The following is a 21653-nucleotide window of genomic DNA, read 5'->3' as shown; positions in this document are numbered from 1 at the left end:
ACCGGCGGACCGTCGCGCCCATCTGCGGCGCACGGCGCTCCACCGTGCAGGTCAGTGCCCGTTTCACCCCGTTGATCCCGTCACTCCGTGCCCCGTTTCGCGGCACCGCATGCCACTTTTCTTCATATCGAGAAGTTTTGCCCTTCACCCTTTGATCGATCATCGATCGGCGACTTACAGTTCAGTCGCGGGCCCACCGGCCCGATCGCCCTGTCCTGCCAGCCAGGGCCTTCTCCACCCCCTCCCACTCCGGAAGGCGGCGATCATGACCGACCCCGTAGCAAAGCTTCCGAGCGAGCTCGACCAGCTCCCGGACCGCGACCCCGAGGAGACCGCCGAGTGGGCGGCCTCCCTGGACGCCGTCACCAAGGCCGCGGGCCCGCACCGCGCCGCGTACCTGATGCGCCGTTCGCTCCAGCACGCCGAGGGCGCCGGCATCGCGCTGCCCAAGCTGCTGGAGAGCGATTACGTCAACACCATCCCCACCTCCGCCGAGCCCGCGTTCGACGGCGACCTGGAGATGGAATCGAAGATCACCGCGTGGAACCGCTGGAACGCGGCCGCGATGGTCACCCGTGGCGCCCGGTACGGCGTCGGCGGCCACATCGCCACGTTCGCCTCGGCGGCATGGCTGTACGAAACCGGCTTCAACCACTTCTTCCGCGGCAAGGAAGGTGACGGCTCCGGCGACCAGCTCTACATCCAGGGCCACGCCTCGCCCGGCATCTACGCCCGCGCCTTCCTCGACGGCCGCCTCTCCGAGCAGCAGCTCGACAACTTCCGCCAGGAGTCGGGTGGCGACGGCCTGCCCTCCTACCCGCACCCGCGGCGGCTGCCCTGGCTGTGGGAGTTCCCCACGGTGTCGATGGGCCTCGGCCCTCTCTCGGCGATCTACCAGGCGCGCTTCAACCGCTACCTGACCAACCGCAAGATCAAGGACACGTCGAACTCGCACGTCTGGGCCTTCCTGGGCGACGGCGAGATGGACGAGCCCGAGTCGACCGCCGCCCTCGCCCTCGCGGCCCGTGAGCAGCTCGACAACCTGACCTTCGTCATCAACTGCAACCTGCAGCGTCTCGACGGCCCCGTCCGCGCCAACTTCCGCGTGGTCCAGGAGCTGGAGGGAGCGTTCCGCGGAGCCGGCTGGAACGTCGTGAAGACGCTCTGGGGCAACGCCTGGGACGAGCTGTTCCAGCTGGACACCACGGGCGCGCTCATCCGCCGCCTCCGCGAGGTCCCGGACGCGCAGTTCCAGACGTACGCGACGCGCGACGTGGCCTACATCCGCGAGCACTTCTTCGGCGCCGACCCCGCGCTCGTCGAGCTCGCGAAACTCCTGAGCGACGCGAAGATCGCCGAGTGTTTCTACAGCTCCCGCGGTGGTCACGAGGCCCGCAAGGTGTATGCGGCCTACCGCGCCGCCCTGGAGCACAAGGGCGCGCCGACCGTGATCCTGGCCCAGACGGTCAAGGGCTACACGCTGGGCAAGGGCTTCGAGTCCAAGAACGCCAACCACCAGATGAAGAAGCTGTCGATCGACGAGTTCAAGGGCATGCGCGAGCTGCTCGGCCTCCCGATCCCGGACAGCGCCTTCGAGGACGGGCTGGTCCCCTACGGCCACCCCGGCGCCGACTCCCCCGAGGTCCGCTACCTCCAGGAGCGCCGTGCCGCCCTCGGTGGCCCCGCCCCCGCCCGGCGGGTGCACGCGGTGGCTCTTCCGCAGCCCGAGGAGCGCGCGTTCAAGGCCCTGTACAAGGGGTCCGGCAAGCAGGAGATGGCCACCACCATGGCGTTCGTCCGCCTGGTGAAGGACCTGATGCGGGACAAGGAGACCGGCAGGCGCTGGGTTCCGATCGTCCCGGACGAGGCCCGTACCTTCGGTATGGAGTCGCTGTTCCCCTCGGCCGGCATCTACTCGCCGCTCGGCCAGACGTACGAGCCGGTCGACCGCGACCAGCTGATGTACTACAAGGAGGCCAAGGACGGCCAGATCCTCAACGAGGGGATCACCGAGGCCGGCGCCATGGCCGACTTCATCGCCGCCGCTTCGTCGTACGCGACGCACGGCGAGACGATGATCCCGTTCTACATCTTCTACTCGATGTTCGGCTGGCAGCGGACCGGCGACCAGATGTGGCAGCTCGCCGACCAGCTCGGCAAGGGCTTCATCGTCGGTGCCACCGCGGGCCGTACGACCCTGACGGGTGAGGGCCTCCAGCACGCGGACGGCCACTCGCACCTCATCGCGTCCACGAACCCCGCGTCGCTCAACTACGACCCGGCGTTCGCCTACGAGATCGCGGTGATCGTCAAGGACGGTCTGCGCCGGATGTACGGCCCCGAGGCGGAGAACGTCTTCTACTACCTCACGGTCTACAACGAGCCGAAGCAGCAGCCCGCGATGCCGGAAGGCGTCGAGGAGGGCATCGTCAAGGGCCTCTACCGCTTCAAGGAGGGCACGCCCGCCGCCGCGGACGCGCCCCGGATCCAGCTGCTGGGCTCCGGTACGGCGATCCACTGGGTCCTGGCGGCCCAGGAGCTGCTCGCCGCCGACTGGGGCATCACGGCCGACGTGTGGTCCGCAACCTCGTGGGGCGAGCTGCGCCGCGACGCGCTGGAGTCCGACGAGGCGCTGCTCCGCGGTGAGGAGCGGGTGCCGTACGTGACCCAGGCGCTGTCGGGCGCGCCGGGCCCGGTCCTGGCCGTCAGCGACTGGATGCGCGCGGTCCCGGATCAGATCAGCCAGTGGGTGGAGCAGGACTGGTCCTCGCTCGGCACGGACGGCTTCGGCCTCTCCGACACCCGCGAGGGCGCCCGCCGGCACTTCGGTGTCGACCCGCAGTCCGTCGCGGTCGCCGCGCTGGCCCAGCTGGCCCGCCGTGGCGAGATCCCGGCCTCGAAGGTCAAGGAGGCCCGGGAGAAGTACGGGATGTGAGTCCACGCGGGGGCGGGTACCGGGGCGACCCGGTACCCGCCCCCGCCGTGTCCGCCGGGCCGTCCCACAATGGGGGCCATGCGTGCTGCCCGGCTGATCAAGATGGTGCTGCTCCTGCAGTCCCGGCCCTCCATGACCGCCGCCGAGCTGGCGCGGGAGCTGGAGGTGTCGGCGCGCACCGTGACCCGGGACGCCCAGGCGCTCTCCGAGGCGGGTGTGCCGGTGTACGCCGACCGCGGCCGGGCCGGCGGCTACCGGCTCGTGGGCGGCTACCGGACGCGGCTCACCGGGCTGGCCCGTCATGAGGCCGAGGCCCTCTTCCTGTCGGGGCTGCCCTCCGCCCTGCGTGAGATGGGGCTCGACGACGCCGCGTCGGCCGCCCGGCTGAAGGTCTCGGCCGCCCTGCTCCCCTCACTCCGGGACGCCTCGTACACCGCCTCCCAGCGCTTCCACCTGGACGCCCCCGGCTGGTACCACGATCCGGCCACCCCCGAGCTGCTGTCCGCCGTCGCGGAGGCCGTCTGGGACGACCGGCTGGTCAGGGCCCGCTACCGCCGCAGGCCCGCGGGCGAGGTGGAGCGGGAACTCGCCCCGTACGGACTCGTCCTGAAGGCCGGGGTCTGGTACCTCTGCGCGCGGGCAGGGGAGGACTTCCGGGTGTACCGGATCGACCGGTTCACCGCCGTCGCCGTCTCGGAGAAGCGCTTCGTACGGGACGAGGAGTTCGACCTGCCGGGCTTCTGGGACGAGCGCGCCGCTCAGTTCGCCCGGTCGATCCTGCGCACCGAGGTGACCGTGAGGCTGTCGGAGAAGGGCGTACGGTCGCTGCCGCACGTCGTGGACCGGGCCGCCGCCGACGAGGCGCTGGCCGGGGCCGCGGAGCCGGATGCCGGCGGGCTGCGCACGGTGGTCCTTCCCGTCGAGTCCGAGGAGGTGGCGTACAGCCAGCTGCTGTGCCTCGGTTCCGAGGTGGAGGTCCTGGCTCCCGCCGCACTGCGCGAACGTTTTACCGATACCGCCGAACGAATGCGCGACCTCTACCGGTGAAGTGGCCCGTACGTGATGCCGAAGGATTCATTTCGGTGTCTGGGCGTGCGTCGCCCGCCACCGGGGCAGATGCTGGACCCGTGATGGACGAGACGGAGTTCTGGGAGATCGTCGACAGCACCCGCGAGGCCGCCGAGGGCGACCCCGAGGACCACGCCGACCTGCTCGTCGAACGGCTGGTGCGGCTCGACCCCGACTCCGTGCTCGACTTCGCCCGGCACTTCGAGGCCCGGTACAACCGCGCCTACCGCTGGGACCTGTGGGGTGCGGCCGCCGTGCTGCTGGGCGGGGCGAGCGACGACGCGTTCGACTACTTCCGCTGCTGGCTGATCGGACAGGGCCGGGAGGTCTTCGAGGGCGCGGTGCACGACCCCGACGCCCTGGCCGAGCTGCTGGAAGACTTCGACGAGGAGCTCGACGGGGACGGCGAGGACCTCGGTTACGCCGCCGACGAGGCCTACGAGCAGCTCACCGGGCTGGTCGCCCCCGATCTGGGGCTGCCGCCACAGGCCTCGGAGCCCGCGGGCACACCCTTCGGCTTCGACGACGACACCGCGCTCGCGGAGCGCTTCCCCGCGCTCTGGGAACGCTTCGGACCGGTCTGACGTCCTGGGCCGGCGGCCCTTCCGGGGCTCAGAGCGTCAGTGGACGGCCCATCAGGACGTCGTCGACGTACCGTCCTCCCAGGAAGAACTCCCCCGGCAGTACGCCCTCGACGGCGAAGCCCTCCGCCGCGTAGAGCGCCCGCGCCGCGGTGTTGTGGCCGAGCACGCGCAGGGTGAGCCGTCCCGCGCCCAGGCGTCGGGCCTCGGCGAAGGAGGCGCGCAGCAGTGTGCGCGCGACTCCTCGGCGCCGCGCCCAGTCGGCGACGGCGAGGCCCTGTATCTGCAGGACGTGGGCGTTGCAGGCGAGCGGTGTGGGGCGGGCGAGCCGGATGTAGCCGGCCGGACGCACCTCGCCGGTGCCGGTCACCGCGTCGGCGACCAGGAACTCGGCGGGCGGGTGGCGGTCGTCGAAGAACGGCCCGTACGGCGGCTGCGGCCTCGGCTGCACGGCGTGGAGTGTCGACCAGGTCGCCCGGTCGAGCTCTCCGAGCGCGCTCTGGTCCTCGGGCACGGCGGGACGGACGGGGCGCAGGGACCGGAACCGGGGCGCGGACATGGACGCCACTGTGCCATGCGTGTTCCCCGGCCTCCTCCGGCGCTCCCCTTCCGCGTGACGGGACACACATGGGGCAGGATGGACGGCATGCTGCGTTCCCGAATCGCCGTCACCGGATCGACCGGCCTCATCGGAGCGGCGCTCGTGCGCTCGCTGCGCTCCGACGGGCACGAGGTGGTGCGCCTTGTGCGCCGCCCCGCCGCGACGGGCGACGAGGTGGAGTGGGACCCGAAGCGCCAGTACGTCGACGCGGCCGGCCTGGTCGGCTGCGACGCGGTCGTCCACCTGGCCGGAGCCGGAGTGGGTGACCACCGGTGGACGGAGGCCTACAAGCGGGAGATCCGTGACAGCCGGGTGCTGGGCACGGCTGCCGTGGCCGAGGCCGTCGCCTCCCTGGACACACCGCCGAAGGTGCTGCTGTCCGGATCCGCCATCGGCTTCTACGGCGACACCGGTGACCGCGCGGTGGACGAGGGCGCGCCCCCGGGCGAGGGTTTCCTGCCGTCGGTGTGCGTGGAGTGGGAGGAGGCCACGGCTCCCGCCGAGGAGGCGGGCGTGCGCACCGTCCACGCGCGGACCGGTCTGGTCGTCTCCCGGCGCGGCGGGGCCTGGGGACGCCTGTTCCCCCTGTTCAAGGCCGGGCTCGGCGGGCGGATGGGCGACGGCCGCCAGTACTGGAGCTTCATCGCGCTGCACGACCACGTCGCGGCCCTGCGGCACGTCCTGGACACGGAGACGCTGTCCGGGCCGGTGAATCTGACGGGCCCCTCCCCCGTCACGAACGCCGAAGTGACGGCCGCCATGGGGCGGGTGCTGCGGCGTCCGACCCTGTTCACCGCTCCGGCTCCCGCGCTGAAGCTCGCGCTCGGCGACTTCGCCGGAGACGTCCTGTCCAGCCAGCGGGTGCTGCCCGGCCAACTTCTGGACTCCGGCTTCGTGTTCGCCTTTCCCGGGATCGACGACGCCATCCGAGCCGCGCTGCGCTGATCACGGCCTGGCCTGCCCGCGGCCCCCGATCCGGACGCCCGTGCGACCCCGTGCACCGGTGCCCGGGGTACGCGCGACTGCGCCGCTCTCGGCCATACACCTAGCCTCTACCCGAACTCGGGCATTCCGGGGGCCTGTTGGGGGCAATAGCCCCCCACCAGCCGCACCGACTCGGGGAGGGGCACGTGCTCAGGGCACACACATCGGACCACGCGGATGTGGTCATCATCGGGGCCGGGATCGCCGGCCTGTCGGCGGCCCACCAGCTGATCAGCGCAGGAGTGGACGTCAGCGTCCTTGAGGCCGCCGCGCATCCGGGCGGCCGGATGGCCACCGACGACATGGACGGTTTCCGGCTCGACCGTCTGGGGCCGCTGCTCGGCTCCGCCGGTCCGGAGCTGGGCACCACTCCGGGGCTCGACGGGCTGGTCCTCAGGGACTTCGCCCCCGGGGTGCTCGTCCACAGCGAAGGCCGGCAGTACCTCGCCGGGGACGTCCGGAGCGCTCGGGGCGCACTTCGTGCTGTGCGCTCCCGACCGAGCGCCCCTCGCGCGCCCCTCGGCGGGGCGATCGAACAGGCCAGGCTCGGCGCCTGGCTGGCCCGCCTGGCCGCCGCTCCGGAATCCCGGATCACGGCCCGGCCCGATCGGGCCGCGCTCGACGCACTGTCGGCGCGCGGCCTGTCGCCCCGCGTCGTCGGCGGTTTCCTGCGTCCCCTGCTCTCGGCGCTGCTCGGCGACCCCGGACTCACCACGTCGAGCCGCATGGCCGACCTCACTCTCCGGGACTACGCGCGGGGGCGGCTCTGCGTGCCCTCGGGGGGCTCCGCGACGCTGCCGGGACTACTGGCCGCCGCCCTGCCGCCCGGGACCGTACGCACCGGGGTGCACGTGACGGCCGCCGACATCACCTCCGTACGCACCAAGGAGCACGGCGAGCTCGGCTGCCGGTCGCTCCTGCTGGCCACGGGAGCCGGAGCGGCGGCGGAGCTGCTGCCGGGGCTGCGGACGCCCGCCTTCCACCCGGTGACCGTGCTGCACCACACCACCGCCCAGGCGCCGCCGACGGGGGCCCGGCTGCTGCTGGACGGTGACCGCTCGGGGCCGGTGGCCCACACGGCCGTGATGAGCGAGGTGGATCCCTCGCGCGCTCCGCACGGCCGGGCCCTGATCACCTCCACCGTGCTCGGCCCGCCACCGCCGGACCTCGACGACGCGGTCCGTGCCCACCTCGCCGCGCTGTACGGCACGCCGACCGACGACTGGGAGCTGCTGGCCGCCCACCACGACCCCGAGGCGGTCCCCGCCATGCCGCCGCCGCACGATCCGCGACGGCCCGTCCGGCTGCTGGCCGGGCTCTACGTGTGCGGCGACCACCGCGACACGAGCACGGTCCAGGGCGCACTGCGCTCCGGGAGGCGTGCCGCCTCGGCGATCCTGGCCGACCTGGGGGTGCGCAGCCCACAGGCGGACGGGACGGGGCTGCCCACGGCCGCGTAGGACCCGGCCGTCCGGACCGGGCCGACCGGGCCGGGCCCGCGGGTCCGGTCCGGACGGAGGCCGGCGCACGGGTCAGCCCAGTGCGGCGACCCGTTCCCGGTATCCCCGTACGGCGGCGGCGTCCCGGTGGGGCTCCAGGCGGCGCTCGAAGTCCCGTACGTACTCCGTCGCGCGCACCGACCGCATCTCCGCCGCCTGCTGGGCAGCCTCGGCACCCAGCAGGCACGCCTGGTCCAGCTCGCCGAGCCCCAGCCGGGCGGTCGCCAGCACCACCCGGCAGAACAGCCTGCTCCGGGCGTACGCCGGTGCGCGGAGCTGGAGTGAGCGCTCGGCGTGCTGGGCGGCGACACGGTACTGCTGCAGATCGCGGTGACAGTGGCCGAACTCGTCGGCCAGCTGGGCCTCGTCGAAGTAACGGGCCCAGTGCGGCACGTCGTCCCCGGGCCGGGAGATCCCCAGGGCACGCTCCGCCCGTACGAGCGCGGCGACGCAGGCCCTGGTCTCCCCGAGCACGCCGTGTCCGCGGGCCTCGACCGCGTGCAGCAGGGCCAGGACGACGGGCGGCGCGGAGGACCCGATGCCCTGCTGGGCGACGCGGGCGAGCTGGACGGCCTCCCTCCCGTGCCCGAGATAGACCGCCTGGCGGCTCATCGTGACCAGGACGAAGGCACCGTACGCCCGGTCCCCCGCGGCCTGGGCGAGCCGCAGCGCCTGGACGAAGTAGCGCTGGGCCAGGCCGTGCGCGGCGATGTCGTACGACGTCCAGCCGGCCAGCCGGGTCAGATCGGCGGCGGCGGAGAACAGCCTGCGGCCGATCGCCTCTCCGTACCTGCCCCGGAGCATCGGTTCGGCCTCGTGCTCCAGGTAGCGGACGAGGGCCTGCCTGGCATGGCCGCCGCCGTAGGCGTTGTCCAGCGTCCTGAAGAGCTCGCCCACCGATCGCAGGGCGGCGACGTCGCCGCTGCCGACCCGCTGGCCCGTGCCGCGCTCGGTCTGCCGCTGGCGCGGGACGCCAGGGGGTGGCGTCGCGGGTGCGGGCGGACGCGAGGAGCCGGGGCCGCGGAGACCCGCGGGCCGGGGACCGTGGACGGCCGCTCCGGGCGCCTGGAGGGTGCCGGCGGCGCTGCTCTGGTGGAGTCCGTGCGGGGGCCGGGCTCCGAGGGCCTCGGCGGGCGTGCGCGGGGCGGGCAGGCCGGCGGCGCCGTTCGCCCGCTCCGGCGGCTCACCCCGGCCGACCCATTCGTCGGCCCGCCCGATCAGCCAGTCACGGCTGGGAACGACCAGTCCGGCGGGCGTGAAAGCGATCTTGCGCAGCTCCGCGTGGCTGCCCGAGTCCTTGCGCCACAGCCCGCTGACGATGTCGACGGCCTCACCGGGCGTGGCCGCGAACTCCAGGCCGGCGTAGACGGGCGCGCACGCGTCCAGGCCCAGGTCCTGGGCGGAGAGCCGGCGCCCGAGCCGTCTGGTGAAGACCTCGGCGATCAGCGCGGGGGTGGTGCCCCGGGGCTGCTGGCCGCGCAGCCAGCGGGTGACCGAGGTCTTGTCGTATCGCAGGTCCAGCCCGTGTTCGAGGCCGAGCTGGTCCACGCGGCGGGCCAGGCCCGCATGGGAGAACCCGGCCTCCGCGATGAGGGCAGCGAGCCGCCTGTTCGGGGTGCGCTGCGGAGGTCGTTCCGACATCAGCTGTAAGGTCTCCTGCCTTCGGCGCCGGGCGGGCAGCCCTTACGGGCTCCCCCACGATTGGTGGCGGGCGAGCCCGTTATGGAACGGCGCGAATTTAACGGCCCCGGTGGTGGCGCCGACGGGCTTCGCTCCACGTTCATCCGATCGTGTGAGGATTGTCGGATCGCTGACGGAATCCACCCGCACACAACCTGCCGGACCTCCCCCGCCGGAGCGGTCGTACAGTGGCTGGGGGCGCACATCAGTGCATGGTGACGTGGTTCCGGGGACACCCCCCGGCCCCGCGGCACCGCGAGTAGGGAGGCACCCGAGTGAGTGAGCTGCGGTTCGTCCGTCTGGGATTCGGCGAGGAAGCGGTCGACTACCAGGAGGCATGGCAGAAGCAGCGCGAGGTGCACGCCGCCCGGTTCGAGGACACCGTCCCCGACACCTGCCTGCTCCTCGAGCACCCGCCCGTCTACACGGCGGGGCGGCGCACCACGGAGAGCGAACGGCCGCTGGACGGCACCCCGGTCGTCGACGTCGACCGCGGCGGGAAGATCACCTGGCACGGCCCGGGACAGCTGGTCGGCTACCCGATCATGAAGCTGCCGCGCCCGGTGGACGTGGTCGCCCATGTCCGCCGTCTGGAGGACGCTCTGATCCGCACGGCCGCCGAGTTCGGTGTGGAGACCAGCCGGGTCGAGGGCCGCAGCGGCGTCTGGGTCCTCGGTGACCCGGTCGAGGACCGCGCCTCGCTCGGAGGGCTCTCGCTGGACTTCGATCCCCGCCTGCACGACGAAGAGTTCGACCCCCGGCTCGACGGCCCCGAGTACGCGCCGTCCAACGCGGGCCAGCGCCGGGAGGACCGCAAGCTGGCCGCGATCGGCATCCGGGTCGCCAAGGGGGTGACCATGCACGGCTTCGCTCTCAACGTGAACCCGGACAACACCTGGTTCGACAGGATCGTGCCGTGCGGCATCCGCGACGCCGGAGTGACCTCACTGTCGTACGAACTGGGCCGTGGGATCACGATCGCCGAGGTCCTCCCGGTGGCCGAGAAGCACCTGAGGGACGTCCTGGAGAACGCGGATCTCGCTCCCCGCGTCGTCGAGGCGGCGGCCCCGGAGCCGTCCAGGACCGCGGCCCCCGCCTGAGGCACCCCGGGGCCCGCTCGGAATAGGGCCCCTCGGCCACAGGTTGGCCATACGTAAGACCGTTCTAACCACGGGCGTACCCTGGTGTTCGCCGAAGAATCCAATGCAGCGAAAGCAAAGGGGTGCCGGAGTGTCCGGTGTCGCACCCGACGGGCGCAAGATGCTGCGCCTGGAGGTCCGAAACAGCCAGACCCCCATCGAGCGCAAGCCCGAGTGGATCAAAACCCGGGCGAAGATGGGCCCCGAGTACACGAAGATGCAGGCGCTCGTGAAGGGCGAGGGGCTGCACACCGTGTGCCAGGAGGCCGGCTGTCCGAACATCTACGAATGCTGGGAGGACCGCGAGGCGACGTTCCTCATCGGCGGCGACCAGTGCACCCGGCGTTGCGACTTCTGCCAGATCGACACGGGCAAGCCGCAGGCGCTGGACCGTGACGAGCCCCGCCGTGTGGGCGAGTCCGTCGTGACGATGGACCTGAACTACGCCACGATCACCGGAGTCGCGCGCGACGACCTCGACGACGGCGGCGCGTGGCTGTACGCGGAGACCGTGCGCCAGATCCACGCCCAGACCGCCGGGCGGGAGGGCGGCGCCACCAAGGTGGAGCTGCTCATCCCCGACTTCAACGCGGAGCCCGAGCAGCTCGCCGAGGTCTTCTCCTCGCGCCCCCAGGTACTCGCGCACAACGTCGAGACGGTCCCCCGGATCTTCAAGCGGATCCGGCCCGGCTTCCGTTACGAGCGCTCGCTGGAGGTCATCACCCGCGCCCGTGAGGCCGGTCTGGTGACGAAGTCCAACCTGATCCTCGGCATGGGCGAGACCCGCGAGGAGGTCAGCGAGGCGCTCCAGGACCTGTACGACGCGGGTTGCGAGCTCATCACGATTACGCAGTACCTCCGGCCCTCCGCGCGGCACCACCCGGTCGAGCGCTGGGTGAAGCCGCACGAGTTCGTGGAGCTGAAGGACGAGGCCGACGCGATCGGTTACTCGGGCGTCATGTCGGGACCGCTGGTGCGTTCCTCCTACCGTGCGGGCCGCCTGTTCCAGCAGGCGATGGAGCGACGCGGAGTGACCGCCGCGACCGCCCAGCCCGTGTGAATCGGCGCACAAGAGACTACTGAACAGTAATAGCCGCGACGACGCGGTCCGCACGTCCCCCGCAGGTGAGGGGCCCGTACGGACCGCGTCGACGTGCGCGGCGCCGAAATCAGAGTTTCATTGGTGTTTGACCGACCGGTCATGCACTGGTAACACCGAGCAGTGACCCTAGGTACATACGCGGTGGCTCCCGCAGCCGCCGTCGTCATTGCTTCCCGCTACTCAGTGCGCGCCGGACGCGCGCATCCGCTCCGAGGGGGAACACCCACGATGCACGCAGCACCGGTACGAGCCAACACCATCCCGACCGTCGCCACCGCGCTCCGCGCGGTCGAGTCGCTGCTGATGAGCAGCGGCCAGCGCACCGCCCGCCGCAACGCCTGGACGGCCGTCCTGGAGGACCGCCGCAGGGCGCAGGACCGGGTCGAGGCGGAGCATGTGCTGAAGGCTGTGGCCGACCACCGTTCCTAGGTCACTCCCGCGCCACGTAAACTTCGGTACATGGCGAGGAAGGCAAACACTGAAGGCGCGGACAGCGCCGAGAACGCGGGGCGGCTCAAGCAGATCGCCCTGACCTACAAGATGACCAGGCGGTCGGACCCCAAGGTGGGTCTTGTCGTCGCGGGTGTGGGAATCATCACCTTCGGTGTCCTCCTCGCCATCGGTTTCCTGATCGGCCACCCTGTCTACGCGGGAATCCTGGGCTTCGTCCTGGCCTTCCTGGCGATGGCGATCATCTTCGGACGGCGTGCCGAGCGCGCGGCCTTCGGTCAGATGGAGGGCCAGCCGGGCGCGGCCGCGGCGGTGCTGGACCGGGTGGGCCGCGGATGGACCACCACTCCGGCCGTCGCGATGAACCGCAGCCAGGACGTCGTCCACCGGGCGGTCGGCAAGGCGGGCATCGTGCTGGTGGCCGAGGGCAACCCGAACCGTGTGAAGAGCCTGCTGGCGGCCGAGAAGAAGCGGATGGCCCGCATCGTCGTGGACGTACCCGTGCACGACATCATCGTCGGTGACGGCGAGGGCCAGGTGCCGCTGAAGAAGGTGCGCACCACGATGCTGAAGCTTCCGCGGGTCCTCACCGGCCCGCAGGTGACCGCCGCCAACGACCGGCTCCGGGCGATGGGCGACCTGATGAGCAACATGCCGCTGCCCAAGGGTCCGATGCCGAAGGGCATGCGGATGCCGCGCGGCGGAAAGATGCGCTGACCGAGCACGTACGAGAGAGCGGCCCCGGACGAGGTGATCGTCCGGGGCCGCTCTTCTGTTCCCAAGCCCCTTTCACGGAGCCGTCTCACCGTGCGGACGCCGCCCGCGGTGTCAGATACGGACCTGGACGGCGCGGGCGAGCCTGTCGTGAAGCCCTCGGCTGTCCCGGTCCCAGACGATGGCGGGGATGACCAGGAGGAGCAGCACGCTCCGCAGGACGACCCGTACGACACCGAGCCGCCCGCCGTCCTCGGCGATGACCCGCAGGCCGAGGATCCGCTTGCCCGGCGTGGAACCCACGGTTCCGACAGTCAGCAGGCTCATGACGAGGAAGACGCCGAGCGCCCAGTTCCCCGCGGCCTGCTGGTCACCGCGAGCGAACAGCCCGTATGCGATCAGCATGCTCACGGCCCAGTCGATGAAGAGTGCCCCGAAGCGCCGGCCGAGCGGGGCCACGGACCCCGGTCCTTCCCGGGGCAGACCGAGGCGCTCGCCCCGGTGACCGAAGTCGGCGCCCATCTCCTCGGCCGCCGCGCGCGGCCCCGAGAGCCACGATCCGATTGCTTGCCTGTTGTCCACCCGTCCACGGTACTGCGCCCACGTTTGCACCTGGCCGGGCGGGGCACGGAACACGTCGCTGAGGTGCCGCCCGCAACCGGGCTGGTTAACTTGTGCGAAACAAATGGGTCATGCTGGAGAAATGCCGTCTGCCTATGGTCGGTCCAGCGTGTGCCACCGCACTGGCCACACAGACGAGCTGCAACCCCGCCCTTTCCCGGGTCGGGAGTAGGAGGAGTTGGATGTTCCAGAACGCCGACGAAGTCCAGAAGTACATCGCCGACAACGACGTCAAGTTCGTCGACGTCCGGTTCTGCGACCTGCCGGGTGTGATGCAGCACTTCACGATCCCCGCGGCGTCCTTCGACCCGGCCGAGGAACTGGCATTCGACGGCTCGTCGATCCGCGGCTTCCAGGCCATCCACGAGTCGGACATGGCGCTTCGCGCGGACCTGTCGACGGCGCGTGTCGACCCGTTCCGCCGCGACAAGACCGTGAACATCAACTTCTTCATCCACGACCCGATCACCGGCGAGCAGTACAGCCGTGACCCGCGCAACGTGGCCAAGAAGGCCGAGGCCTACCTCGCCTCGACCGGCATCGCCGACACGGCGTTCTTCGGCCCCGAGGCGGAGTTCTACGTCTTCGACAACGTCCGCTTCCAGACGTCCGCGAACGAGAGCTTCTACCACATCGACTCCGAGGCCGGCGCCTGGAACACCGGTGCGGTCGAGAACAACCGTGGTTACAAGGTCCGCTACAAGGGCGGCTACTTCCCGACGCCGCCGGTGGACCACTTCGCCGACCTGCGCGCCGAGATCTCCATGGAGCTGGACAAGAACGGCCTCCAGGTCGAGCGCCAGCACCACGAGGTCGGCACCGCCGGCCAGGCCGAGATCAACTACAAGTTCAACACGCTGCTCGCCGCGGCCGACGACCTGATGCTCTTCAAGTACATCGTGAAGAACGTCGCCTGGCGCAACGGCAAGACCGCGACCTTCATGCCGAAGCCGATCTTCGGTGACAACGGCTCGGGCATGCACGTCCACCAGTCCCTGTGGTCCGGCGGCTCCCCGCTGTTCTACGACGAGCAGGGCTACGCGGGCCTGTCGGACATGGCGCGCTACTACATCGGCGGCATCCTGAAGCACGCCCCGTCGCTGCTGGCGTTCACCAACCCGACGGTGAACTCCTACCACCGCCTGGTCCCGGGCTTCGAGGCGCCGGTCAACATGGTGTACTCGCAGCGCAACCGCTCCGCCGCGATGCGCATCCCGATCACGGGCTCGAACCCGAAGGCCAAGCGCGTCGAGTTCCGCGCCCCGGACCCGTCGTCCAACCCGTACCTGGCGTTCTCGGCGCTGCTGATGGCCGGCCTGGACGGCGTCAAGAACAAGATCGAGCCGCCGGAGCCGATCGACAAGGACCTGTACGAACTGGCCCCCGAGGAGCACGCGGGCGTCCAGCAGGTCCCGACCTCGCTCCCGGCGGTCCTCGACGCGCTCGAGGCCGACCACGACTACCTCCTGGCCGGCGGCGTCTTCACGCCCGACCTGATCGAGACGTGGATCGACTACAAGCGCACCAACGAGATCGCCCCGATCCAGCTGCGCCCGCACCCGCACGAGTTCGAGCTGTACTTCGACCTCTAGGCCGCGGAACCGCGCGAAGGCCGCCACCCCGTTCTCCGGAGTGGCGGCCTTCGCCGTGAGCGCGACGCCCGCACGGACGGCCGGGGTGGTCCCCGGCCACCCGGCGCCCTGCGGGTCAGTCCGTCAGCAGGTCGCGCAGTTCCGCTACCGCCTCTCGGAGGTGTTCCGCGAAGGCGTGCATCTGGTCCGCCACCGCGCGCGGGGTGCTCAGGTAGAGGTTGAAGCGGTCCGGGAGCAGGACGTAGGCGACGCCGATGCACTTGCTGCTCGTGGAGCCGAAGCCGAAGTACTGGATGTTCTCGGACGGCGCCGAGCTGGTGCTCAGGTAGTCGTCCCGCATGGTGAGCCAGCCCGGGGACCGGTACAGGGCGGGCTGTTCGGTCACGCCGAGTTCCTCGCCGCGGCGGCGCTGGATGAGTTCCAGCTCCCAGAGGTGCTGCTCGGGGGCCTCGCCGGCCTGGCATTCCCTCGCCCGCGCCACATGGGCTGCGGCGGCGGCCCGGAACGCGGCGCGGCGGGTGTCGCAACCGGCCCCGGGGTCGTCCATCGCCGCGACGAACGCGGGCATCTCGGGGGTGACCACGCGCATCGCCTCGGTGCGCCCGTAGCGGTACTGGCGGGTCGCGATCGACTCGTACGTCGCTCCCAGGTGGCCCTTGGCCCGCTGGTGGGCCAGCTGGTAGACGGCCTGGACGAAGGCGTCCGGGGACACTCCGAGCGCCTTGGCGGCCGTGCTCCCGAAGTCGCCGAACGACACGGTCCGGGTCGCGGTGTCGTTGCCGTACGCGGCGAAGGACTCGGCTGCCGAGCGCACCCGCGTGCGCAGGGAGGCGTCCAGCTCGAAGGTCAGCGGCTGCGGCACCGGCTCGCCCTGGGGGCGCGCCCCGGACCCGCGGGAGTGCTCGCCCGGCGGGGTGCCGAGCAGGGCGTCGGTGAAGCTGAGGACGGTCGTCCCGTCCAGCTCGCAGTGCTCGACGTTGATGCCGGCCCGGCCGTCCGCGAAGACGACGAAGGAGACGGCCTTGTCGAACCAGCGGTTGCCGCGGTCCCCGTGGAGCAGTTCGTCGCAGGCGGCCTGGGTGTCCTCGGGTGCGAAGTCCTCCAGGCACACGCAGAAGAGGGCGGTCTCGATGTCGTCCAGTGTCCGGGCGTTCCCGGGGTGGTCCTCGACGAGGGACGCGCGGGTGGCCGCCCACTCGGCCCGCGCCATGGTGGTGAGGTGGCCCGCCCGGTCCTCCTCGGCCGTGTGGACGTCGGACTTGGTGACGGCACGCAGCCCGGCCTCGATCTCGTCGAGGCCGTGCGGTACGCCGTCCGGTCCGATCACGTCCAGCCGGAACATGGTGCCCCGGAAGAGGACGACGATGTGCCGCGCCGCCGAGGGGCCGGGTTCCTGCTCGCTGTACGGGGCGCGCACCGTGTCCAGCGGCACCCCGGGGATGCGGGTCGTGGAGAAGAGGTACCGGTTCTGCACCATCGACTGCGGCACGCCGCGCTGCTCGACCGGCGCGATCAGCCCTTCGTCGAGCCGACGCTTGTGATGGAGCGCGCCCGCGACGAGCCCGGCGGCGCGGTCGAGTTGTCCCTCACCGGTGTCCTGGAAGAGGAAGAAGAAGTTGGCGTTGAGCGCGATCCGGTCCCGGCGGCCGAGGTAGCGGTAGGGCCAGAAGGTGTCGAGCCAGCTGTGCACCCCCTCCGTCGCGTCGTACTCCTCCAGTGCCGTGTGCAGGGTCCGGCCTGGGCCGTCGGGCCGCAGGAAGGCGGTGACCTCGGCCTCCGTCGCCGCCCTTTCCTCCGGGGTGAGCAGCGGGGCGCACCAGGCGAGGAACCTTTCGCAGCTCGCCTCGAGCGTGGGCAGGGGCACACGCGGGAGGCTTCCCTCACGGGCGAAGGCCGTGCCGGCTGCTGCTTCCTGACTGACGTTCAATGCGGCTCTCTTCTCGGTGAGTGGGATCAAGAGGGCTGTGCGTGCTGCGGTCTGGAGAGGTAGAGCTGAGCGTAGAGCCAGCCGTCCTCCTCCAGCCCGCTCGTGTCGAGACCGGCGGCGGCCATGCCGTCCAGGACACCGCGCTGTTCCTGCGGGCCCGCGAACCGGCGCTGTTTGAAGACCTCGTCGACGCGGACCGTCCGGTAGCCCAGTTCCGCGAGGGCCTTCTCGACCGGGTCGAACGGGAACATCCGCAGGACGAAGTGCGCCATCCAGGGGAGTCGGCCGTCCTGCGCGCGGACGACACGGGTGAGGGTGCGCTCGGTGACGTAACCGATGCACCCCGTCGAGATCACCAGGTCCGTCCCGGCGAGCAGGTCCCGCTGGGCGGGGGTGGGGTCGTTCGCCTCCAGGTCGGCGTCGACGGTGGCGTCGAGGAATCCCGCCTCACGGGCGTAGGCCAGGGCGCTGGTGGAGGCGTCCAGGCCGGTGAAGCGCAGCGGGTGCGCGGGGCGGCGGGAGCGTGCGAGGTCCCGGTCGCGCTCCAGCAGGCCGGCGCGGGAGGCGGGGCCGCTGCCGTCGTAGCGCGCGTACAGCTCGTCCATCGTGGTGTCGTACTTGAGCAGTGCGGCGTTGATCCCGTACGAGCAGCCGATGTCCAGCACATGGGGGACGGCCACGTGCTCCGTCTCCCGGTACTCCCTGACGATCTTGTCGAACCAGGGCTTGGCGAGTTGGGGGACGCGGTAGCCGAGCGGGCGGAGCACCTGGAAGTAGGTGCGGGGGTCGGGCGCGGTGTAGATGTGGTCCAGCGAGACTTTTCCGGACGCGTCGAGACGCAAGGGGCTTCTCCTCGGTGGGGCGCGTGGCAGTGCCTGGAACCGTTCGCGAGGGCCCTAGTCCAGCAGCCGGTCCCCCCGCACGGCCCGCCCTTCCGCGGCCAGGTGTTCGGGCAGGGCGCGGCCGAAGAGCTGACGGGTGCGTGCCACGCTCCCGATGACGCCCGGGCGCTCGCTGTAGGCGAAGATCGCGCTGTGGCGCGCGAGGCCGCCCCGGACGGGGCTGACCCGGTGCAGCGAGTAGCGGCCCTTGAAGAGCTGCAGGTCACCCGGCCGCAGCGGGAGGCGCTCCGGCTGCGGCGTGCCGCTGCCGTCCAGGACGCTCCGGACGTCGTCGAAGCGCTCGTCCTCGGCGGACCGGATGTTCGGGCAGTACTCGAAGGAGCCGCCCTCCTCCGCCTCCTGGGTCAGCATGCTGACCGTGTACTCGTTGGTGTCGAAGTGCCAGGGGTGTTCCATGCCCGGCCGTACGACGTTCAGCACGAGGCCGGAGAGCGGGTCGGCCAGCTCGTACAGCCTGGGCAGTCCGAAGCAGTCCGCGACGAAGCGCTGGAACGACTCGTGGGTGTGGAGCCTGCTGATGAGGGTGCCGCCGGGGATCCGGTCACGGGCGACGAAGGCGTTGCCGCGCTCGAAGGTGCGCCGGCCGGGGTGGTCCTCGGGCAGCTCCGTGTCCACGTCGATGTTGTAGACGTTGACCGTCTCGACGTCGAAGTAGGCGTGCGGAGCGAGGGCGGCGCACTCCTGGCGCAGGACCTCGTGGAGCTCGGGCCGGATGAAGTCGGGCAGGACGGTGCAGCCGACCTCCGCCAGTTCGCGCCTCGCCCGCGCCACCACGGCGCGGGCTTCGGTGCTTCCGGGGTCCGACAGGGGGTAGCGGTCCGTGTCGACCACCTGGTCGAGCGTGATGGCTTGCAGAGTGCTCATTCGACCCTCTCCACGCGCACGTCGGTAACTCAACTGACGAGTAACAGAGTTGAAGTTCCCACAGCCCCGACGTGTTGTCTGTGACACGTCACACTTCTGGCCGGCAGGGGCCGTGGCCGGAGCGCTCGTGTGCCGCCTCCCGTCAGTCGAGACCGATCACGGGACGCACGCCGAAGTCCTCGAACATGTCCTCGCCCTCGGGGCCGTGGAGGAACTCGGCCGTGGCCGGGTTGCGGTTGGCGGTGGCCAGCGGCAGCCATTCGAGGAGTGTGCCGTAGCCGCCGCAGACCGCCTCTCCCCCGTCGCCGCCGTATACGGAACCGGGGTCCGAGGTCATCTCGGCGGTGTCGTGGACGTCGTAGGCGATGTGCAGCCCGAGGGCGTTGTGCCGTCGGTGCGGGCCGTCGCCGGCGCCGTACGGGGACGTGTCCTGCGGGACGTAGCCGCCCCAGCGGAACAGCGTGCCGGCGCCGGCGCCACAGGCGTGCTCCCACTCGTCGGGGCCGGGCACCCGCAGACCCTGCCCGGCCAGCAGGGCGGGTACCAGCGCCGGGAGTTCGGGGAGTTTGCGGGGCTCCACCGCCATCAGCACGGTGGGCAGGGCGGCCGTGCGGGGCGTGGTCATCACCCGCGCGAGGTGGGCACGCGGATCCTCGTCGAAGCCGAAACCGCCCGCCAGGCTCTCCTCGCGGTAGGAGACGAGCTGTTCGGGAGACGGCTCCCAGGCCTCCACGTCGAATCCGACGGTCACCTCGCCACCGGGGATCAGGGCGTACCGCTCACCGCCGCGCTCGATCACGGCGTGGTGCAGCGTCCCGCCCAGGTGCGGGGCGGCTGCCACCCGCAGGAGACGGCCGTCCACGCGTCGGGCGGCCTCCTCCGCGAACCGGGTGGCGGCGGCCGTGTCCAGGGTGCGCCAGCGGGCGAAGGTCAGGTCGGCGAGAGACATGGCGCGCAGTCTCCCATCCGGTCCCGACACCGCTGCGCCCGCCTGTGCCCCCGGACTTCCCGGGGGCACAGGCGGGCAGGGTCAGCGGCCGTAGCGGATCAGCGCACGGACCATGCGGCAGGTGGTGTCGGACGGCGGGTGCATGGCGAGGCGGTCGGCCGTCGCCCGTATCCGGGCGTTGTCGGCGGTCGACGGCTGGTACACCCCGGAGTCGAGCAGGGCGATCGTCAGGCGCATGGCCTTCAGGCGGCGGTTGTGGGAGACGTACCACTCGCGGGGCCGGCCCGCGGGGAGCCGCTTCTTCCGCAGCGGCTTGTGGAGCGGCTCGGTCGTGACTGTGGCGACGGCCATCGGCAACCTCCTGGCACGGTGGTGGAACCCTCACGAACTGCCTCCATACTATCGCCCACCACTGACAATCGCCCCTGGCCAGAGGCCATTTCGAGGCTCACTCCCGTACCCTTGGCCCCATGGAGATCTGGATCAATCCCGCATGTTCCAAGTGCCGCAGCGCGGTGAGTCTGCTCGACGCCGAGGGCGCCGACTACACCGTCCGCCGCTACCTGGAGGACGTGCCGGCACCCGACGAGATCCGGGCGGTGCTCGACCGTCTCGGGCTGGAGCCGTGGGACATCACGCGGACCCAGGAGGCGGACGCGAAGGAGCTCGGCCTCAAGGACTGGCCGAAGGACGCCGGATCGCGTGAGCGGTGGATCACGGCGCTGGCCGGACACCCGAAGCTGATCCAGCGGCCGATCATCACCGCGCAGGACGGCTCGGCGGTGGTGGCGCGGACGGACGAGGCGGTCAGGGACGCGCTCGGGCGCTGAGGACGGGGCCGGTCCGCAGCCCGCCCCCCTTCCGCGGCGCCGCTGCTCCCGGGGCGGCGGATCAGGACCGGCCGAGCTCCGCCTCGGCCTGCGCGAGGACCTCGGTGAGCCGCAGCCCGAACCGTACGTCGCAGGGGTGCGCCACCCCCGTGCGCGCCGCGTCGGACAGCGCGTCCACCGCGGCCCGGAACGCACCGAGCGCGTCGCCGCCTCCCCCCGGGAGCGCGGACACCCCCGCCTCGCCCCGGAACTCGACCTCGGTGCCCGCCGCGCCCGCCGGCGCGTCCAGGGCCAGCGTCACCGTGCTCGACGCCCCCGACGTGTGCCGGAGCAGCAGATGGACGGCGTCGGCGGGACCACGGGCCGCGACCACGTCCGTCACCTCGCCCAGGACCGGGACCAGGACCGAGAGCGCGTGCGGGCCCACGTCCCACAGGCCCCCCTTCTCGCGGCGCCAGGGCGAGGCGGCGAACTCGCTGGGCGCACCCGGGTCGAAAAGCGCGCCGATCCACGACGCCCGTGCCGTGAACCAGCCGCCCGTGGCAACCTGTTCGTCGATCCATCCCGCCGTGCCCCGGGCGAACCGCAGGGTGCAGAAGACCACGGATGCGACCCCGGCCCGCTCGGCGGCGTCGGCGGCCTCACGCGCCCCCCGCACCGTGGTGGCGACCGGTTTGTCCAGCAGCAAATGGCATCCCGCCTCGGCGGCCCGCACGGCCAGGGGCGCCTGGACGTCCGGCGGTACGGCGAACGCCACCGCGTCGCTGGCGGCCAGGAGCGCGTCGAGGCCCTCCTCTCCGGTGTACGCCTCGGTGCCGTGGGCGGTGGCCAGCGTCTGCGCCGCCTCGGCGCGGCGGCCCCACACGCCGCCGAGCACCGCACCGGGGTGGCCGGCGAGTGCGGGGGCATGGGTCAGGCGCGCCCAGGGACCGGCCCCGACGAGGCCGATCCGCAGCGGTGGGACGGAGGAGACGTGTGTGGTCATGCCGCCAGTCTGCCCGGACATCCGCGCGGACAGGGGGGCGGCACGGTCCCGGCGCTGCCCGCGACGGGGCGGCGCGGAGCCGGAACGTATTCAGTGCGCCGCAGGGTGAGACGGCCCCGGGCGGCGGGCACCAGGAGCCCGACACCCCCGGGAAACGTCGGTAACACCGGGTTCACATTCGGGCAACGGTCGGGAAATCGCACTTTGCGAAGCTGCGATCCATAGACCGC

The 21653-nt window shown here is 71.7% G+C and carries 20 protein-coding genes; 11 read left to right on the top strand and 9 right to left on the bottom strand.

Annotated elements, in window-relative coordinates; genetic code table 11:
- Positions 1–265: 265 nt before the first annotated feature.
- From aceE to P8A20_RS26820, 3 genes are all read left to right on the top strand, one after another.
- The gene (gene aceE, locus P8A20_RS26830) at positions 266–2935 is read left to right on the top strand and encodes a pyruvate dehydrogenase (acetyl-transferring), homodimeric type (protein ID WP_147963081.1); all 2670 of its coding nucleotides are present in this window, start codon (positions 266–268) and stop codon (positions 2933–2935) included.
- A gap of 78 nt (positions 2936–3013) precedes the next feature.
- Positions 3014–3982 (top strand): helix-turn-helix transcriptional regulator, encoded by a 969-nt coding sequence (locus P8A20_RS26825; protein ID WP_306104380.1) that lies wholly within the window; start codon positions 3014–3016, stop codon positions 3980–3982.
- Positions 3983–4065: 83 nt separating this feature from the next.
- Positions 4066–4587, top strand: coding sequence for a DUF4240 domain-containing protein (locus P8A20_RS26820; protein WP_147964075.1), 522 nt, complete (start codon positions 4066–4068; stop codon positions 4585–4587).
- Positions 4588–4615: 28 nt separating this feature from the next.
- Here the strand turns inward: P8A20_RS26820 and P8A20_RS26815 are convergent, their stop codons facing one another.
- Complete coding sequence (locus P8A20_RS26815) at positions 4616–5143, bottom strand: GNAT family N-acetyltransferase (RefSeq protein ID WP_147963083.1); 528 nt, start codon at positions 5141–5143, stop codon at positions 4616–4618.
- An 87-nt stretch (positions 5144–5230) separates the two neighbouring features.
- Between P8A20_RS26815 and P8A20_RS26810 the strand changes: the two genes are divergently transcribed.
- Positions 5231–6130 (top strand): TIGR01777 family oxidoreductase, encoded by a 900-nt coding sequence (locus P8A20_RS26810; protein ID WP_147963084.1) that lies wholly within the window; start codon positions 5231–5233, stop codon positions 6128–6130.
- Positions 6131–6315: 185 nt separating this feature from the next.
- Positions 6316–7629 (top strand): NAD(P)/FAD-dependent oxidoreductase, encoded by a 1314-nt coding sequence (locus tag P8A20_RS26805; protein WP_147963085.1) that lies wholly within the window; start codon positions 6316–6318, stop codon positions 7627–7629.
- 72 nt (positions 7630–7701) lie between these two features.
- On the opposite strand, the gene P8A20_RS26800 is transcribed toward P8A20_RS26805, so the two are convergent.
- On the bottom strand, positions 7702–9309 hold the full coding sequence (locus tag P8A20_RS26800; protein ID WP_306104379.1) for an NsdA family TPR-like regulatory protein: 1608 nt from the start codon (positions 9307–9309) through the stop codon (positions 7702–7704).
- A 314-nt stretch (positions 9310–9623) separates the two neighbouring features.
- Here P8A20_RS26800 and lipB point away from each other — a divergent pair, with 314 nt between their 5' ends.
- The 4 genes from lipB to P8A20_RS26780 all read left to right on the top strand — a co-directional run bounded on the left by lipB (position 9624) and on the right by P8A20_RS26780 (position 12756).
- Positions 9624–10448, top strand: a complete 825-nt coding sequence (gene lipB, locus P8A20_RS26795) for a lipoyl(octanoyl) transferase LipB (protein WP_147963087.1) — start codon at positions 9624–9626, stop codon at positions 10446–10448.
- Between the two features lie 130 nt (positions 10449–10578).
- Positions 10579–11547, top strand: a complete 969-nt coding sequence (gene lipA, locus P8A20_RS26790) for a lipoyl synthase (protein WP_147963088.1) — start codon at positions 10579–10581, stop codon at positions 11545–11547.
- Between the two features lie 270 nt (positions 11548–11817).
- Entirely contained in the window at positions 11818–12018 is a 201-nt protein-coding gene (locus P8A20_RS26785; protein ID WP_147963089.1) for an SCO2195 family GlnR-regulated protein, read from the top strand.
- A 30-nt stretch (positions 12019–12048) separates the two neighbouring features.
- On the top strand, positions 12049–12756 hold the full coding sequence (locus P8A20_RS26780) for a DUF4191 domain-containing protein (RefSeq protein ID WP_147963090.1): 708 nt from the start codon (positions 12049–12051) through the stop codon (positions 12754–12756).
- 111 nt (positions 12757–12867) lie between these two features.
- Here the strand turns inward: P8A20_RS26780 and P8A20_RS26775 are convergent, their stop codons facing one another.
- A complete protein-coding gene (locus P8A20_RS26775) occupies positions 12868–13335 on the bottom strand; it encodes an RDD family protein (protein ID WP_306104378.1) in 468 nt (155 codons plus the stop codon).
- Positions 13336–13556: 221 nt separating this feature from the next.
- On the opposite strand from P8A20_RS26775, the gene glnA reads away from it, so the two are divergent.
- The gene (glnA, locus tag P8A20_RS26770) at positions 13557–14966 is read left to right on the top strand and encodes a type I glutamate--ammonia ligase (protein WP_147963092.1); all 1410 of its coding nucleotides are present in this window, start codon (positions 13557–13559) and stop codon (positions 14964–14966) included.
- Positions 14967–15081: 115 nt separating this feature from the next.
- Here the strand turns inward: glnA and P8A20_RS26765 are convergent, their stop codons facing one another.
- The 5 genes from P8A20_RS26765 to P8A20_RS26745 form a co-directional block, all read right to left on the bottom strand.
- Positions 15082–16830, bottom strand: coding sequence for a choline/carnitine O-acyltransferase (locus tag P8A20_RS26765; protein WP_306104377.1), 1749 nt, complete (start codon positions 16828–16830; stop codon positions 15082–15084).
- Positions 16831–16919: 89 nt separating this feature from the next.
- Complete coding sequence (locus tag P8A20_RS26760) at positions 16920–17735, bottom strand: class I SAM-dependent methyltransferase (RefSeq protein ID WP_147963094.1); 816 nt, start codon at positions 17733–17735, stop codon at positions 16920–16922.
- 54 nt (positions 17736–17789) lie between these two features.
- Entirely contained in the window at positions 17790–18659 is an 870-nt protein-coding gene (locus P8A20_RS26755) for a HalD/BesD family halogenase (RefSeq protein WP_147963095.1), read from the bottom strand.
- A 142-nt stretch (positions 18660–18801) separates the two neighbouring features.
- Positions 18802–19608, bottom strand: coding sequence for a hypothetical protein (locus P8A20_RS26750; RefSeq protein ID WP_147963096.1), 807 nt, complete (start codon positions 19606–19608; stop codon positions 18802–18804).
- A gap of 81 nt (positions 19609–19689) precedes the next feature.
- Positions 19690–19959, bottom strand: coding sequence for a hypothetical protein (locus tag P8A20_RS26745; protein ID WP_014156638.1), 270 nt, complete (start codon positions 19957–19959; stop codon positions 19690–19692).
- Positions 19960–20078: 119 nt separating this feature from the next.
- Between P8A20_RS26745 and P8A20_RS26740 the strand changes: the two genes are divergently transcribed.
- Positions 20079–20438: an arsenate reductase family protein gene (locus P8A20_RS26740; protein WP_147963098.1), complete on the top strand. Its 360-nt coding sequence runs from the start codon at positions 20079–20081 to the stop codon at positions 20436–20438.
- A 61-nt stretch (positions 20439–20499) separates the two neighbouring features.
- Here the strand turns inward: P8A20_RS26740 and P8A20_RS26735 are convergent, their stop codons facing one another.
- Positions 20500–21423, bottom strand: a complete 924-nt coding sequence (locus P8A20_RS26735) for a Gfo/Idh/MocA family protein (RefSeq protein ID WP_306104376.1) — start codon at positions 21421–21423, stop codon at positions 20500–20502.
- Between the last annotated feature and the right edge of the window lie 230 nt (positions 21424–21653).

The sequence above is a fragment of the Streptomyces sp. Alt3 genome (assembly GCF_030719215.1).
Lineage (GTDB): Bacteria > Actinomycetota > Actinomycetes > Streptomycetales > Streptomycetaceae > Streptomyces > Streptomyces glycanivorans.
Note: the sequence above shows the minus strand (reverse complement) of the source record. Positions and strands in the feature narration are given on the sequence as shown.